The organism is Bacillus pumilus (genome assembly GCF_038738535.1).
In the GTDB taxonomy this organism is placed as follows: Bacteria; Bacillota; Bacilli; order Bacillales; family Bacillaceae; genus Bacillus.
This window is the reverse complement of record NZ_CP046128.1, coordinates 496,469-511,142: the sequence shown is the minus strand read 5'-3', so window position 1 is coordinate 511,142 and position 14,674 is coordinate 496,469. Positions and strand designations below refer to the sequence as shown.

The window sequence follows — 14,674 nt, the reverse complement described above, 5'->3', positions numbered from 1 at the left end:
TCTTTTTTTGCTTGCACTTATATACAAGCAAAAAACGTGCCAACATCATGGCACTTGAAAACTTAGGTTTTGAACGATTCACACCGATCAAAAAAGAGACAAAATGAGATTTGCGTCTCTATTTGTCTCAATATGTCTACTTCATCTCCTACATATCACGATGATCAGTTTCATTGGCCACAAAAAAAAGCATCCCATAAAGGAATGCTTTTCACTCTGAATCGATTGTACGCCGCCATTTTAATTTTCCTTTGCAGACGCCGCACACATAACGAGAGGTATCAAATCGTCTTTTCCTGATAAAATACTGACCGCATCCTGTGCAGACATATTCATGCCGTTTCTGTACACGCCGTTTATTTTGTACGGTCTTTAGCGGTGTACAAAAACGCGGGGCTCCTACTTGTTTTAATAACTCTTTAAAATCCCGATCACGATGCTGATAGCCCTTCCCCTCAAGGTGCAGATGATAATGACACAGTTCATGCTTGATGATCCCAATCAATTCAGCTCTTCCATGCTCCTCTAAATATCGGCGATTTAACTCAATATTGTGTGTACCAAGCAAATATCTTCCGCCTGTCGTTTTGAGACGGTCATTAAAAACAGCTTGATGGCGGAATGCCTTACCAAAGAACTGCTCAGAAATATGCTCTGTTAACTGCTGTAACTCTCTCTCCTTCAATCAAGATCGTTCCTTTCTATAAAAACCTCGAACGGGACAATTTCCCCTTTGCATACATTGAAGGTACACCCACTGTTTCGATCAAAGGAGGAATGGGCGATGCCCAACTGGCTGAAAAATCAGATGCAGAAGGCATTTTTTGAAAAAAATCATTACCAAATCAAATTGCTGAATCAATGCTGGTACTTCTACAGAAAAAAACATTCAGTCACATCAAGGCACACCCCATCCTAAGGTGCGCCTCGTTTTTTGTTTACTCTGGTTTCAGCATGGAGAGGGCAACGCGGCCTTTTGCCTGGTCAACGGAGTCCACCCATACAGTTACAATGTCACCAACTGATACAACGTCAAGCGGATGCTTCACAAAACGGTTGCTTAGCTTTGAAATATGTACAAGCCCGTCCTGCTTTACACCAATATCAACGAATGCGCCGAAGTCTACGACGTTTCGCACCGTTCCTTGCAGCTCCATTCCTTGCTTCAAGTCCTCCAATTTCAACACATCTGTTTTCAAAAGAGGTTTTGGGACTTCATCGCGCGGATCACGCTCAGGTCTTGTCAGCTGATCGATGATATCCTGAAGTGTAATGATACCAATATCAAGCTGCTCTGCTGCTTCGTCCAGTTTGACCTCTGCAATTTTCTCCTTTAACAGCTCTGTGCCAAGATCATCTGGCGTCATCTTGATCATGCGTAAGAATTGTTTTGTTTCTTTATAGCTCTCTGGGTGAATGCCTGTACGATCAAGTGGATCTTGTCCGTCTGCGATGCGCAGGAAGCCGATACACTGCTCATAAGTCTTAGCACCAAGTCTTGGAATATCCTTGAGCTCTTTTCTGCTTGTGAATCTCCCAATCTCTTCGCGGCGCTTGATGATATTTCCTGCGACGGCTTTTGAAAGGCCTGACACATATTGCAGCAGCGCCTGTGAGGCCGTATTGACGTTCACACCGACTTGGTTGACGACAGTCTCCACCACGAAGGTTAACGAGCTGTTTAATTGCTTTTGGCTCACGTCATGCTGGTATTGGCCCACCCCGACAGACTTCGGATCAATTTTCACAAGCTCTGCTAAAGGATCTTGTAATCTTCTAGCAATTGATATGGCACTTCGTTCTTCGACTTGCAGGTCTGGAAACTCTTCTCGCGCCAGTGCAGACGCAGAGTATACACTTGCCCCTGCTTCATTCACGATTAAATAGGACACCGGCTGATCCAGCTCTTGAATCAGGTCTGCGATGAATTGTTCGGTCTCTCTTGAGGCTGTTCCATTTCCAATCGCAATGACTTCAATATTTGATGATTGAATGATCTCTTTCACTTTTTGTTTGGCTTCCGCTTTTTTCTGCACAGGCGGGTGCGGGTAAATGACGCCAATATGATGGACTTTGCCCGTATCATCCACGACGGCTAACTTACAGCCTGTACGAAATGCAGGGTCGACTCCTAGTACACGCTTCCCTTTCATCGGGGGCTGAAGAAGCAGTTTTCTTAAGTTTTCAGCAAAAATATGAATCGCTTGCTCTTCTGCCTTTTCTGTCAGCTCTTTGCGTATTTCTCGTTCGATTGAAGGCTGAATGAGGCGCTTATAGGCATCATCAATTGCCGCTTCAATAAACGGTCTCGCCGTCGTCTGCTTGCCTTTTATGACTTGCTTGTCGAGATAGAAACGAATATTTTCAGCAGGTGGTTCGATGGCTGCCTTTAAGATGCCTTCTTTCTCTCCACGATTGACCGCTAGTACACGGTGGGGCACTATCTTTTTGATGGGCTCTTGATAATCGTAATACATTTCATAGACGTTTTTCTCATCGCTCTCGATGTCTTTTCCTGATGTGACCAGACTGCCCTTTTGGTACGTTTCACTGCGAATCCATTTCCGCATATCAGGATCATCAGCCAGCTGTTCAGCAATGATGTGCTGCGCGCCTTCAAGTGCCTCGTCTACACTTCTTACTTCCTTTTCTTCGTTGATAAAAGAAGCAGCCTTCTTCTCGATCTCATCGCTTGGCAGCGCGAGTACATATTCCGCCAGCGGCTCGAGCCCTTTTGCTTTGGCTACATTCGCCTTTGTTTTACGTTTTTGTTTGAATGGCCGGTATAAATCTTCGACCTCTTGCAGTTTATGAGCTTGTTCAATTTTTTGTTTTAATTCATCCGTCAGTTTGTCTTGTTCAGCGATTAAGCGAATGACTTCTTCTTTTCGGTTCATGACATTTTGGATATATGTATAGCGCTCTGAAATGGTTTGAATTTGCACCTCATCCAGTGAGCCTGTCTGCTCTTTCCGGTAACGGGCAATAAACGGGACGGTGTTGCCATCCTCTAAGAGCTTGATGACACTTTCAATTTGTTTTGTTGAAAGCTTTAATTCTGTTGCAATTTGTTTCAATAAAAAGTCAGATGTCTTCATACTTTGCATCCTCTCACTGTGTCTTCTCTTTTAGTGTATCAAAAAAACCGGCAAAACAGAAAAAAGGTCAGCTATTTTACATGAGCTGACCAAGTACATAGGTGAGATCGTCTTTCTTGTCTTGTGTGTATGTTTCAAGCTGTTTGGCAATGTCTGCAACTGAATGACTATGCTTTAAACACATTCTCATGTTTGGCACATTCAGTCCGTCTGAATACATAATGAATGTCGATCCTTTTTCGTAGGAATAGGTGTAAGTTTTATATTTTCTAGGTTTCCCTGATAAGTATCCTGATGTCGGAAGTGGATAAATATAGTCGCCAGAAGGGGCATTCAAGATAAACCGAATATTACCAACCGAACAATAGGTAAATTGCTGCTGGGAAAAATTCACCTTTAAGATCGCAACTGTGGCCCCGCGTTTATTTTTCATAGCCTGATTGCATCTGTCGATGAGGGTCGTCATATCCTCATGTCCATATTCTTCGACAATTTCGCTGACTAAAGAAGATGATTCATTGGCGAACTGACCGCTGCCTAATCCGTCTGCCACAGCACAAATTAGTTCTTCATCATCTGCTTTAATAAAAAAACTGTCCCCGCAGCAAGATTTCCCTTCTTTATTCGATTGATAGATAATGGCATTCACATGCTCATGCTGTTCAATCTGCTTCATTACCCTAGCTCCATAGACGCATCTTCTGATAATGCATCTCGTAGCTTTTTAACTGCCTTCCGTTGCAGTCTCGATACATGCATTTGGGATATCCCGAGTAAATCGCCTGTTTCTTTCTGACTCTTATTTTGTAAATAAGTCAGATCGATAATCTCTTTTTCTCGATCTGTCAGAACATGAAGCACACTCTCAAGCATCATTTTTTGGTTTACACGTTCGTAGCCCTCTTCTTGTGAGCCGACAACGTCTAAAATGGTGACTGTACTTCCTTCAGAATCAGCCTCTACGCCTTGGTCAACAGACAGCGCTTGATAGCTTTTGCCCATCTCCATTGTTTCAAGTACTTCTTCTTCTGTCACATCTAGGTATTCTGCAATTTCTTGAACTTTAGGTGACTTTTGCGTCTCCGTTGTCAGATGATCAACTGCCATCTTGATTCTTGGTCCAAGCTCTTTGATCCGCCTTGGTACATGGACACTCCATGTCTTATCACGTAAAAAGCGTTTGATTTCCCCGATGATGGTTGGAATGGCAAAGGCTTCAAATGATTTACCGACGAGCGGGTCATATCGCTTAATAGCGCCGAGTAAACCAATCATTCCAACTTGTCTGAGATCCTCATGAAAACTTTTCCCTTTGGAATATTTTTTCGCCAGCATATCGACCAGATTTGTATAACATTCGACAAGCGTGAGCTGCGCCTGCTCGTCTTGATTGGTTTGATAGCTTTGGATGAGGCGATCTACTTCATCTTTAGTTAGTTTCATAGTTTTGGATGGTTGTGTCATGGTCAACTCGCTCCCTGTTTAAAAACTTTGTCATCGCAACGGTAACTCCGGAGTTTGCTTGCACCTCGACTTCATCCATCAATGTTTGCATCAAATATAAACCAAGACCTCCTTCTGCCAATTGATCCACCGTATGAGCAGATGTGTAAGGCCCTAGTCCTTCCTGCTTTTGCTTAAAGTCAAAGCTACCGCCTTTGTCAGAGACAATGATTTCTAGACGATCCTCATAGACAAGAAAGCGAACAGCTACCTCTCCATCTTCGCCATGTTCACCTTTGTAGGCATGCTGAACTGCATTTGTACAAGCCTCACTGACGGCAATTTTTAAGTCTTCAATCTCTTCGTAAACATAGCCCATACGGCTTGCTACGCCTGAAAGAGTCAGGCGAATGATGCCTACGTATTCTGGTTTCGCTGGGATTTTCATTTCGATTAGATCTACTGATTCGTTCATTGTACCCCACCCTCTGTCTTTGCAGAAATGTCAATGATGTCCTTTAGTCCAGTAATTTCAAACAACCTTACAAGCCGATCTGACAAGTTCTCAAGCTTTAATGTTCCGCCTGCTTTTTGAGCCGCTTTAAACAGCCCAACAAATACACCTAAACCCGTACTATCCATATAAGAAACATCCTTCAAGCAGATTTCAAGATGATCCCCTTGCTCCGCTTTAGGCATAAGCTTTTCTCTTAGCTCAGGAGCGGAGTATACATCGATTTCTCCGCTGACGCTAATTTTCGTCTTATTATCTATTTGATGCTCTTTCATAGACATATTCATTATGCATTCACCTCGAAATTCTTGTTTCCTAGAATTTTATATACCCGCATATTTACTTTCTAAACCTTTCTTTTCAGAACAAGTAATGTAAAGTCATCATGAAGCTGAAAATCTTGCAGCTTCAGTAAGCTGGCATAGATAGCATCGACCATTTCCTGAGCGGAATAAGATAGGTGCTCTGCTATAAGCGTTTTGATATCCTCCCGCTCTAAAAAACCGTCCTCTGCCTTGGATTCTGTCACGCCATCTGAGAATAAGATGACCATATCCCCGACGTCCAAATACTTCTCATACTGCCGATAGTCAAAGTCTGGTGCGATCCCAAGGACAAGTCCCTTAGCGTCTAAATCGTAAAATTGATTCTCTTTTTTGCAATAGAAAAAGCCCGGCTCATGACCAGCCGATGCATATTTAAATTCATGCGTTGCTTTATTATAGCTGCCATAGAACATGGTAATAAACATGCTCGGGTCTACGTTTTGCTCGACAACACGATTAAGGGTTTTTAACACCTTTGTGGGACCGCTTCCTGACTCCGGCAAGGAATCCATCGCATACTTAATCATCGACATACAGAGCGCAGCCGGGATGCCTTTCCCAATCACATCTGCGATCGCGATATTAATCGTATCGTGATCGGTGACAAAATGGTAATAATCTCCACTCATCTGTTTTGCCGGCACACTAATAGCCCCGATATCAAATGTGTCTCCTTCTGGAATTTTCGTTTCCAGAAGGGTTTGCTGAACATTAGCAGCAATTTCGATTTCTGATTTAATTTCTTGCTGGATGCCTCTAAGTGTTAAATGTTCCTGGTAAGCTAGTCCGTACCCAATCATGACTTCAATTAAGAAGTCTAGTGAATGAAAGACATCTTCCGGCAAATCAGGGTATAGCTCCTGAATCACTTTTCGGTGAACACTCACTATTTCTTCAGGAGGTATTTGATGCTCAATGGTTTTTCGGCTAAATTTTTGAGCTTGATAAAGCGATGTTTCAGTTAAATCACTGATATAACGACTGAGCAGCTGATGATACCGCTGCTCCATTACCTCCTTAAAATCCATGGTTTCCCTCCTAGCGAAGCCACTTAACAGCTTTTATCTCCGTTCCTTGTTCTTGTGTAGAATCTAATTCAAAATCATCCATCAGTCTTCTGACTCCCGGAAGACCTGCTCCGAGTCCGCCTGATGTAGAAAAACCGTCTTCCATCACTTTACGTATATCCATGATGCCAGGCCCTTCATCGGCTGCAATGATTTTGAGTCCACGCTTTCCGCGCTCCATCACTTCTTCTATACAAATCTGACCTTTACCAGCGTATAAATAGATGTTTCGAGCTAGTTCAGAAATGGCCGTCGTAATTCTTGCTTGGTCAACTGTTCCAAATCCTAATTCTTTAGCAACATTTCGCCCCAGTTGTCTTGCCGCAACTATGTCCCATTCCGTCAAAATTTTCACACAGGATTGGTCTTTCATATCTATTCCCCCAATTCCCGCTTCAATGTCTCAAGCCCTTGTTCAAGATCTAATGCTGTCTGAATTTCTTCCAGTGATATACCAAGTTCAATCAGTGTTACAGCGACTGCCGGCTGTATTCCTGTTAATACAACTTTTGCCCCCATGAGCTTTGACATCGTGATGACATCGCCTAATACTTTTGCGATAAATGAATCGATCATATCAACAGATGTTAGGTCAATGACAACGCCGTTCGCTCCTGTTTCATGAATTTTATTCAGCAAGTCTTCTTGAAAGTGAAGGGCTGTTTGGTCATCAAGCTCCCACTGTATCGAAATTAGAAGACAATTATATAATTTTAAGATTGGAATCTTCGGGTGATTTCTCACTGGGTTTCCCCTCCAATGAAACAATTTTTCGATTTGTCATTTCTAAAGCAGTTTGAATTCCTTTTTGAAGGGTATTCTTTGTTGTAACTTGAGATAAATCAATTCCAAGGGTGACGATGGTTTGGGCGATTTCTGGGCGAATACCGACCAATAAGCATTTTGCACCTACTAATCTCACAGCCTCTGACGCTTGAATGATATGGTGTGCCACCATTGTATCGACGACAGGTACACCGGTGATGTCGATTAAGACCACCTGTGACCGATGCTTCACAACGCCATTTAACAGATTCTCCATGATCTTCTTCGCACGGTCTGTATCAATTGTTCCGACAAGAGGCATGACAGTGATGTGCTCAAACACCGGAATCAGCGGAGCAGAAAGTTCCTGTAACGCAATTTTTTGAAGGTTGACGGTTTTCTCCCATGAGATGGAGTAGTGATTCAATATTTCGTTATGAACTGGTGAGATGAACCGATCAATTTCCCATATGAGCTCATTACTTCCTTGTTCAGTATTTTTGTCACTGTTCATTTTGTGATATAAGTGTGAACGGATTTCCGTTAGCCCTTTTGCCAGTAACTTAAGTGATATACCCATTTGTACAATTTTTAAAGCAAAAGATTGCACTTTTTCTTCAAAATCCTCAGCATTCGCCTCTGAAAGGGATGCCAGAATAAGCTGGACATATTCGGAACAAATCGTTTCATACATTTTATCGTTTAGCATCATGTCCGTTTCTTCTTCTCCGAGTCGTTTGAAGATGTCAGTCCATTCTTTTTCTAATTCCTTTTGGTGCGCTCTCGCAAAAGCTAACACGATATGATTCGACATAATTTACCCCCTACATACATAAAAAACAATAACTTTCATTCTCTCTCCATTATAGCCTTAATAAAAAATGAACACAAAAAAAAGTTGCTCACAGGAGAGCAACCAAATATCACCATATTAAAAATCAATAAGAGCCAAACTAACTTGTAAGGCTTCATCAACCTTCTCCATCATCTCATCATCAAGATGTGTGATTTTATCTGTCAATCTTTGTTTATCGATTGTACGAATCTGTTCCAAAAGAATGACAGAATCTCGTTCAAAGCCGTAGCGCTTTGCATTGATTTCGACGTGAGTCGGTAATTTCGCTTTTTGTATTTGGGCTGTTATGGCTGCAACGATAGCAGTCGGGCTGAAGCGATTTCCAATGTCATTTTGAATCACCAATACCGGGCGAACCCCGCCCTGCTCGGAGCCAACAACAGGAGATAAATCAGCAAAGTAAACATCACCGCGTTTAACAATCAAATGTTTAACCCCCGCTGACTAATCGCTCAACTGTATTCTCAGCCTCAAACTCTGCGTATTGTGCCTCTGAAGAGATATTCAGATTAATTTTCGCCATCTCCATGTAGCCGCGTCTCATCGATTCACGATTTTGTCGAATATTACGTTCACGAATATACGTTTTTGTCGCTCGGTAGATCAATTCATTTCTTGTTACCTTATCCTGCTCTGCTACTCGTTCGATCTCAGACATTAAAGTCTCCGGCAGTCGAATCTTCATTTCGTTTGTTGCGCTGGATTCAGACAAAAAACATACACCTCCACAAAACTTACGGATACCGTATCGATCCATTCCAAGACTAATCATACCATTATTCAATGCACAAGCAAAGCTGTTTTTTCATGATTTCTTTTTAGAACATGAAGCGGCTCGCCACCCGTAAATCAAGATGATAATGGAGTTCCTCTTTCCCATTATACGCTTTTTTCCGAAAATCATACGGTATTTCCAAAATCTCTAAAAAAGGGAGAATGTTTACCCTACTTTTGTCGAATAAAAAAGAACGAAGTCAGTTTGACCATCGTTCTTTTGAACACTGTTTATAAAAAGCTTGGCCCGCTTTGAAGCAGCGGATTCCGTACATGCACTCTTTTGCCGTCCTCCATATATACTCTTGGGATGCGGTGGCCAATCGAGCAAGTGACTTCATAGTTAATGGTTTCAAGCCTTTTTGCGATTTCATCGACTGATACCATGTCTTCCCCTTGCTTACCAATTAAAACGACCGGCTCCCCTACTGGAAGATTGTCTTTCAGTTCAATCATGAATTGATCCATGCAAACCCTTCCTGCGATCTTCCGGCGCTTTCCGCCAACGAGCACTTCCGTTCCTGCCAGCTTCCTGATCCACCCATCTGCATAGCCGACTGGAACCGTACCGATCCACGTATCTTGATTGGCTGTATACGTCGCCCCGTAGCTGACACTCTCACCCTTTTGAATGCGCTTCACATGGGCAAGCTTTGTATAAAGAGACATGGCTTCTTCCAGCTTGAAAGGTAATTCATCCTTGATTTCTTCTGACGGTGACAGCCCGTACATACTGATGCCGAAGCGAACCATATTAAACAAAACGTCTTTAAACCTTTGACCTGCTGCACTGTTGGCGCAATGAACGAGCAGCTTGTCCGTATGAAGCGGCTCGAGCAGTGTTTGAAAGGTATCGACCTGCCGATCAAAGTAGGTCTCATCCTTTTCATCAGCTGTCGCAAAGTGAGTAAATACGCCTTCCAGCTGTAAATAAGAGTGTTCACTGACAAGCTTTTTCACTTCGTTCACTTGCTCTATCGTTTTCACACCTAATCGGTTCATTCCGCTGTCTATTTTCAAATGAAAACGTATAGGTTGTCCCATCTGTCCTTTCACCATTGTGGTGACTTCTCTCAGCCAATCGATGGAGTAAGCGGTCATGATGACATTGTATCGAACGGCGGCTTTGACATATTCCGGCGGTACGGCGCCGAGTACAAGAATCGGTGCTTTGATGCCTTTATTTCTTAAAGAGACGGCCTCATCTAAAAAGGCTACGGCTAATAAGTCTGCTCCTGCTTTGAGGGCAGCTCTTGCCACTTCTATATCTCCATGTCCATATGCATTGGCTTTCACCACAGCCATCAGTTGAACACTTTGACCAATATGATCTTTCATATGTGAAACATTATGCTTAATTGCTGTTAAATTAATTTCTGCCCATGTGTCTCTATAAAAGGCATTTGTGTCCATCCGTCACACTTCCCTATTGAATGATTCAATACCTTTATTATGATACTAAAAATCAAGAATAATGTGAAACAAATCAAAGAAAATCAGCCCTTGCATAGGGCTGATGTTTCATTTCCAAGGCTCTCGCCTGAGATATTTATTTAGCTGACTGGCCTTCTACACTCTTTGCAACCATCAAGAGCTCTTCCTTCGATAGATCACTTGAAGAAATCAAGTAGTCCACTCCGTCAGATGTCCATGAAAGGGATTGGTCTGTGAGAACCCCAACTGTCATGCCAAGGTCGACTGGCTCGCCGTTCATCGTCACAGGCGTAGATGCTTCAGCTACTCTCGCTTTTTCCTGAATGAGTGTGAAGGATTTCTTACCGCCATACGTCATCACATAACGTTTCCCAGCATCTGTCATCATTTCTTTCTCTTCCATCTTCTTCACGCCCTCTGGCATATCAACTGGCGTTTTCACCGCAAAGCTGTCAGATGAGTCTGCACTTGTGGCTACATCCATTTGAGAGAGTGTCATGTTTTTCTTCTCATCAAATGCATCTTTGTCAAAGGATTTATTGAATTCAAAGTGAGAGAATTCCACTTTCACCATTGGCTTTTTGTCGCTATCCAGTACTTTCACACTGGCAGGCGCCATTGTTTTTTTATGAAAGGTAATCTCTTGGGTAGGCAGCATTTGGTTGTGCTGATAATTGGTTTTGGTTTCGAACACATACTTTGATTCTTTCGCTTTGAACTGAGCTGCACTGTCATTTTTAATGTCCTTCACGAGTGACTCAAATAAGTAGACCTGACTGCTATTATTTGGCCAATCACTGTGGAAACGGAAGCTCTTGTTCAATGAAGGTGTCAGCACAAACACACCATTGCCATTTCTTAAAATGACTTGACTCTGATCCTTTTTCGGATTTTCTAAATAGACACGGTAAAGTTCCGGCTTCTTGTACCAAATTTCTACTCGATACTCCTGCGGGTCATTTCCTGTCTCAATGGTCATTTTTGCTTTGGCTTTGTATGATGTCATTTCCTCTGCCTTTTTGTTTAAATCTCCAACGATATCCTGCTGAGATTTTTGACCGCATGCGGAGAGAATCAGTACAAAAAGGATTCCCGTTACAAGCAAAACAAAGCTTTTTCTCACCCTTTTCAACCCCTTCGTTAATTGTGTTAAAAGGAAGAAACCGCTTGTTTGACTTTAACAGTACGCCTCAAGAGTTAACTGCGTACCGCGAACCATCAAAGCCTGTTAGCAACTCGCCCTTCCTTATCGCACTACCCAATATATGAAGGGGGGACAAACAATATGCAGACTAGCTTGACAACCTTTCAATTAAAACTTGTGCAGCAGCATATTCTTTCGTGTGAGTGATGGACACATGAACCTGGTCGCCCATCGTTTTCTTGCTTTTGATGAAAGGTTTTCCATGTTCGTCTTTCTGAATTTCCAAGTCATGAAAGCTTAAATGCCGGCCGATTCCCGTTCCGTAAGCTTTAACGAAAGCTTCCTTTGCTACAAACCGTCCCGCCAAAAATTCCAGCTGCCTCTTTTCACTGAGTTCGTTAAAGATGTCTTGTTCACTTAACGTTAAAATTCGTTCTGGTAAACGAGGCTGTCTGTTAAGCACTCGCGCGAGCCGGTTGATTTCTACAATATCAATGCCTATTCCTTTGATCATGAGGTACCTCCTATGATACTCGTACTAATTTGGATGTTCTCTTCATAAACGTGTTACTATAAACTTACCATTATCTAGTCAAAAGGGGTTTGTTATGTTTATTCGAACGGAGAGCTTTCAACAATTTATTAGATCGTATCCAATCGTAACAACGATTCTTGCTTTGCAAATTGGTCTGTGGCTTATATTTGCGATTCCTATCCCTCTTATACAGCTTGGTCACGACCATCTCGTCGGTTTCAATTATGGGGTAGCTGCCGGAGAATGGTGGCGGCTCGTCACACCTATTTTCCTTCACGGAAGTCTGACCCATATTTTGTTCAATTCTATGTCCTTGTTCTTATTCGCTCCAGCGCTTGAGTATTTGCTTGGGAAGGTTCGATTTCTGATCATCTATCTTGGTGCAGGGTTCGTTGGCAATCTCGGAACCTATTGGGTAGAGCCTTTAGAGTATGTACATGTCGGCGCTTCTGGTGCCATCTTCGGTTTGTTTGGCGTTTATTTATACCTTGTTCTATTTAAACCGCACATGATGGACCGCGGCAATTCTCAGGTGATCATAACGATTCTTGCAGTCTCTGTCATCATGACTTTCGTTAACTCAAACATCAATATTATGGCTCACTTATTTGGATTGATCGGCGGCATGCTCCTAGCACCTCTTACGCTATTTTTCCATTCAAAAAAAAGACGCTACTAACCTCATAAAAAATGTCGATCACTCCTATGAACGGGAAGCTGATCGACATTTTTTGTTTAAGAAGATTTATTTTTTTCATACGAATACCAATCCATTACACGTGCAGCATCTTCTTCCTCAAGGTGATGCACACCAAAGGAATCAAGCAGTGCAGAGGATTTCACAAAAGTGTGAATACTCGCCAATCGGCCTTTCTTTTGGAAGAAAGATTGCGTCATCGTATAGTTTTGCATTCGTTTTCTCAAGACAATGCCAGTGGTTTTGCCAATGCCTCTTGATGTCAGTTGAATCAATGAATCTTTGATCGTATAGCCTGATTGTTTATAAGCTAAATAGCCAAAAACCAAAGCAATAGGAAGCGGAATGAGTGCCAAATACCCCCATGGTGGAAAACGTACAGATAGGATCACGCCGACAAGTAATGGCACAAAGCCGTAAGAGATCAGGTAGCGTTTGAGTGAACGCTTTGGCACCTTTTTCAGTTCAGCTTCTGGCGCCAAGTGATAATGATCTGTGAATTGAGACAGCAGTTCGCTGATTTTTTTCTTTCGAATCAGCGGAAATAAGACGGAAGAGGTTTCTTTTTCTGTAATAGAACCTCCTGCGCTCACAAGCATCACCGTCGCAAAGCCAAAGGGCTCACGGAGAATATTTTCTTTGATTTTCACTGCTTGAATTCTCGCAAGTGGAATGGTCATTTGATGCCTCTCGATGAGTCCTCTTGTGATGATGATGTCTTTCCCTTTTCGTTTTGCGGTAAAATTCGCATATTGAAGGGCTGTAACCCCCACACTAAGAATCCACGCAATCAATACGGCAATAAATATGAGAATCGCATAAATCTCAATACTTGCATGACTTAAAAAAGAGAAGCGTTTGAAGAATCCGTCCAAAGGAAGAATTTCATCTATTTGTGTGTAAATGGCGAGACACCCGGAAATAATGACTCCGATTCCGCTTGAAGTGGTCGCAGCCAAAAGCAGCTCTGGTACACCCATCCGATAGGAAACATTCATTTCTTCTTCTACAGGTTGTTGCGCTGTCAGAGGATCATGCGGAACATCCCCATTTTCATCCAACATCTCTTCTTGCTGCAAGCTTTTCTTCCGGTTGAAAATCGATTGCTTTAATTGTTCCGCTTCTGCTTTTGTAATCGCCGTCAGGCTCACTTCCGGACCGTCCGTTCCGCCTGCTGTTTCGATTTGGACCCGCACCAAGCCGAAAATCCGCTGGAAGATACCTTCACTTGTATTCACGGTTTGAATTCGTTCTAACGAAATATATTTTTTCTTTTTTGTGATGACGCCCGATTCCACGCGAAATTCATCATCTTCCATCCGGTAGGTGAATCGCCTCCATGCTAAAACGGTTGAAACAGCTTTCCATAAAAGAAGCACACCGAGAATGATAAATGCATAAAAACGAATGCTCGAATTCGAGTTCACAAAAATAAGCACGAAAAAAGGGATAATGAAATTTTTGATCATGGATACGGCATCTGATATAAAATCAATGAACATCGAGATTGGATGTACACGTTTTGGTTCAGACATCATCTTCCGTCACCCTTGCTAAACGAGATATGTAATCACGAAGCTCATCTGCTTCTTCTAATTCTAGCGCCGGTATATCATGAACTGTAGCAGCAGTCGATATTTGAACAGATGCCAAACGGTAGCGCCTTAAAAGCGGCCCTTGCGATGTATCGACATGCTGGACTCGCACCATCGGTACAATCACACGTGTGACGCGAATGAGTCCATGCTGAATTTCAATTTCATTTTCGAATACTTCGTAGCGCCAGATGCGATGACGGATTTTCGGTATAAGCCAAATACCAAAAATGACCTGTAAGACCCATAAACCGACGAGGATGGCCCCAATCCAATATGGCCATTGAAAATAATAACTAGCAATAAATACCCCAATGATGATGAGTAAGAAAATCAATGAGATAATTCCATTTTGAAGACGCCATACCTTTAATCCATTTAAGCTAATTTGACGTTGCGGCTGTTTTCTCACATTCTTCCCCCATT

At 42.4% G+C, this 14,674-nt stretch carries 19 protein-coding genes; 2 read left to right on the top strand and 17 right to left on the bottom strand.

From position 1 onward, the window contains the following. Positions 1 to 211: 211 nt before the first annotated feature. Complete coding sequence (locus tag GKC25_RS02460) at positions 212 to 685, bottom strand: SprT family protein (protein ID WP_034663941.1); 474 nt, start codon at positions 683 to 685, stop codon at positions 212 to 214. A gap of 99 nt (positions 686 to 784) precedes the next feature. Here GKC25_RS02460 and cmpA point away from each other — a divergent pair, with 99 nt between their 5' ends. Next, entirely contained in the window at positions 785 to 919 is a 135-nt protein-coding gene (gene cmpA / locus GKC25_RS02455) for a cortex morphogenetic protein CmpA (RefSeq protein ID WP_095286213.1), read from the top strand. A gap of 19 nt (positions 920 to 938) precedes the next feature. Here the strand turns inward: cmpA and GKC25_RS02450 are convergent, their stop codons facing one another. From GKC25_RS02450 to acpS, 14 genes are all read right to left on the bottom strand, one after another. Beyond that, entirely contained in the window at positions 939 to 3,098 is a 2,160-nt protein-coding gene (locus tag GKC25_RS02450; RefSeq protein WP_095286214.1) for a Tex family protein, read from the bottom strand. A 76-nt stretch (positions 3,099 to 3,174) separates the two neighbouring features. Further along, positions 3,175 to 3,774: a PP2C family serine/threonine-protein phosphatase gene (locus tag GKC25_RS02445; RefSeq protein ID WP_034663944.1), complete on the bottom strand. Its 600-nt coding sequence runs from the start codon at positions 3,772 to 3,774 to the stop codon at positions 3,175 to 3,177. After that, complete coding sequence (gene sigB, locus GKC25_RS02440; RefSeq protein ID WP_034663946.1) at positions 3,774 to 4,562, bottom strand: RNA polymerase sigma factor SigB; 789 nt, start codon at positions 4,560 to 4,562, stop codon at positions 3,774 to 3,776. Before sigB ends, GKC25_RS02445 begins: the two co-directional genes overlap by 1 nt. Further along, a complete protein-coding gene (rsbW, locus tag GKC25_RS02435) occupies positions 4,528 to 5,016 on the bottom strand; it encodes an anti-sigma B factor RsbW (protein WP_034663948.1) in 489 nt (162 codons plus the stop codon). The genes sigB and rsbW overlap by 35 nt, the downstream gene beginning before the upstream one ends. Further along, positions 5,013 to 5,342, bottom strand: a complete 330-nt coding sequence (locus GKC25_RS02430) for an anti-sigma factor antagonist (protein ID WP_034663950.1) — start codon at positions 5,340 to 5,342, stop codon at positions 5,013 to 5,015. The genes rsbW and GKC25_RS02430 overlap by 4 nt, the downstream gene beginning before the upstream one ends. A gap of 59 nt (positions 5,343 to 5,401) precedes the next feature. Next, the gene (locus tag GKC25_RS02425) at positions 5,402 to 6,409 is read right to left on the bottom strand and encodes a PP2C family protein-serine/threonine phosphatase (protein WP_095286219.1); all 1,008 of its coding nucleotides are present in this window, start codon (positions 6,407 to 6,409) and stop codon (positions 5,402 to 5,404) included. A 10-nt stretch (positions 6,410 to 6,419) separates the two neighbouring features. Continuing rightward, positions 6,420 to 6,821, bottom strand: coding sequence for an anti-sigma regulatory factor (locus tag GKC25_RS02420; RefSeq protein WP_034663954.1), 402 nt, complete (start codon positions 6,819 to 6,821; stop codon positions 6,420 to 6,422). Between the two features lie 2 nt (positions 6,822 to 6,823). Then, the gene (gene rsbS / locus GKC25_RS02415) at positions 6,824 to 7,192 is read right to left on the bottom strand and encodes an RsbT antagonist protein RsbS (protein WP_003214235.1); all 369 of its coding nucleotides are present in this window, start codon (positions 7,190 to 7,192) and stop codon (positions 6,824 to 6,826) included. Further along, complete coding sequence (locus tag GKC25_RS02410) at positions 7,152 to 8,027, bottom strand: RsbT co-antagonist protein RsbRA (protein WP_045210228.1); 876 nt, start codon at positions 8,025 to 8,027, stop codon at positions 7,152 to 7,154. The genes rsbS and GKC25_RS02410 overlap by 41 nt, the downstream gene beginning before the upstream one ends. Positions 8,028 to 8,144: 117 nt before the next feature. Continuing rightward, positions 8,145 to 8,495: a type II toxin-antitoxin system endoribonuclease NdoA gene (gene ndoA / locus GKC25_RS02405; RefSeq protein WP_003214169.1), complete on the bottom strand. Its 351-nt coding sequence runs from the start codon at positions 8,493 to 8,495 to the stop codon at positions 8,145 to 8,147. A 4-nt stretch (positions 8,496 to 8,499) separates the two neighbouring features. Next, positions 8,500 to 8,781: a hypothetical protein gene (locus GKC25_RS02400; RefSeq protein WP_012008995.1), complete on the bottom strand. Its 282-nt coding sequence runs from the start codon at positions 8,779 to 8,781 to the stop codon at positions 8,500 to 8,502. A gap of 293 nt (positions 8,782 to 9,074) precedes the next feature. Then, positions 9,075 to 10,256, bottom strand: a complete 1,182-nt coding sequence (alr, locus tag GKC25_RS02395) for an alanine racemase (RefSeq protein WP_342689898.1) — start codon at positions 10,254 to 10,256, stop codon at positions 9,075 to 9,077. A 136-nt stretch (positions 10,257 to 10,392) separates the two neighbouring features. Beyond that, the gene (locus GKC25_RS02390) at positions 10,393 to 11,409 is read right to left on the bottom strand and encodes a LolA family protein (RefSeq protein WP_095286222.1); all 1,017 of its coding nucleotides are present in this window, start codon (positions 11,407 to 11,409) and stop codon (positions 10,393 to 10,395) included. 160 nt (positions 11,410 to 11,569) lie between these two features. Beyond that, a complete protein-coding gene (acpS, locus tag GKC25_RS02385) occupies positions 11,570 to 11,935 on the bottom strand; it encodes a holo-ACP synthase (RefSeq protein ID WP_342689897.1) in 366 nt (121 codons plus the stop codon). 94 nt (positions 11,936 to 12,029) lie between these two features. On the opposite strand from acpS, the gene GKC25_RS02380 reads away from it, so the two are divergent. After that, positions 12,030 to 12,635 carry a rhomboid family intramembrane serine protease gene (locus tag GKC25_RS02380; RefSeq protein ID WP_034663961.1) on the top strand — a complete coding sequence of 202 codons (606 nt, stop codon included), beginning with the start codon at positions 12,030 to 12,032 and terminating at the stop codon, positions 12,633 to 12,635. A gap of 56 nt (positions 12,636 to 12,691) precedes the next feature. Here GKC25_RS02380 and GKC25_RS02375 read toward each other — a convergent pair whose 3' ends face one another. After that, complete coding sequence (locus GKC25_RS02375; RefSeq protein ID WP_034663962.1) at positions 12,692 to 14,191, bottom strand: PH domain-containing protein; 1,500 nt, start codon at positions 14,189 to 14,191, stop codon at positions 12,692 to 12,694. Then, complete coding sequence (locus GKC25_RS02370; protein ID WP_034663964.1) at positions 14,181 to 14,660, bottom strand: PH domain-containing protein; 480 nt, start codon at positions 14,658 to 14,660, stop codon at positions 14,181 to 14,183. The genes GKC25_RS02375 and GKC25_RS02370 overlap by 11 nt, the downstream gene beginning before the upstream one ends. Positions 14,661 to 14,674: the final 14 nt, after the last annotated feature.

What these genes read in the sequence shown, in the direction of transcription:
- cmpA (WP_095286213.1), top strand. Translation starts at nt 785, where the DNA reads ATGCCCAACTGGCTGAAAAATCAGATGCAGAAGGCATTTTTTGAAAAA.
- GKC25_RS02450 (WP_095286214.1), bottom strand. Translation starts at nt 3,098, where the DNA reads ATGAAGACATCTGACTTTTTATTGAAACAAATTGCAACAGAATTAAAG.
- GKC25_RS02445 (WP_034663944.1), bottom strand. Translation starts at nt 3,774, where the DNA reads ATGAAGCAGATTGAACAGCATGAGCATGTGAATGCCATTATCTATCAA.
- sigB (WP_034663946.1), bottom strand. Translation starts at nt 4,562, where the DNA reads ATGACACAACCATCCAAAACTATGAAACTAACTAAAGATGAAGTAGAT.
- rsbW (WP_034663948.1), bottom strand. Translation starts at nt 5,016, where the DNA reads ATGAACGAATCAGTAGATCTAATCGAAATGAAAATCCCAGCGAAACCA.
- GKC25_RS02430 (WP_034663950.1), bottom strand. Translation starts at nt 5,342, where the DNA reads ATGAATATGTCTATGAAAGAGCATCAAATAGATAATAAGACGAAAATT.
- GKC25_RS02425 (WP_095286219.1), bottom strand. Translation starts at nt 6,409, where the DNA reads ATGGATTTTAAGGAGGTAATGGAGCAGCGGTATCATCAGCTGCTCAGT.
- GKC25_RS02420 (WP_034663954.1), bottom strand. Translation starts at nt 6,821, where the DNA reads ATGAAAGACCAATCCTGTGTGAAAATTTTGACGGAATGGGACATAGTT.
- GKC25_RS02410 (WP_045210228.1), bottom strand. Translation starts at nt 8,027, where the DNA reads ATGTCGAATCATATCGTGTTAGCTTTTGCGAGAGCGCACCAAAAGGAA.
- alr (WP_342689898.1), bottom strand. Translation starts at nt 10,256, where the DNA reads ATGGACACAAATGCCTTTTATAGAGACACATGGGCAGAAATTAATTTA.
- acpS (WP_342689897.1), bottom strand. Translation starts at nt 11,935, where the DNA reads ATGATCAAAGGAATAGGCATTGATATTGTAGAAATCAACCGGCTCGCG.
- GKC25_RS02380 (WP_034663961.1), top strand. Translation starts at nt 12,030, where the DNA reads ATGTTTATTCGAACGGAGAGCTTTCAACAATTTATTAGATCGTATCCA.
- GKC25_RS02375 (WP_034663962.1), bottom strand. Translation starts at nt 14,191, where the DNA reads ATGATGTCTGAACCAAAACGTGTACATCCAATCTCGATGTTCATTGAT.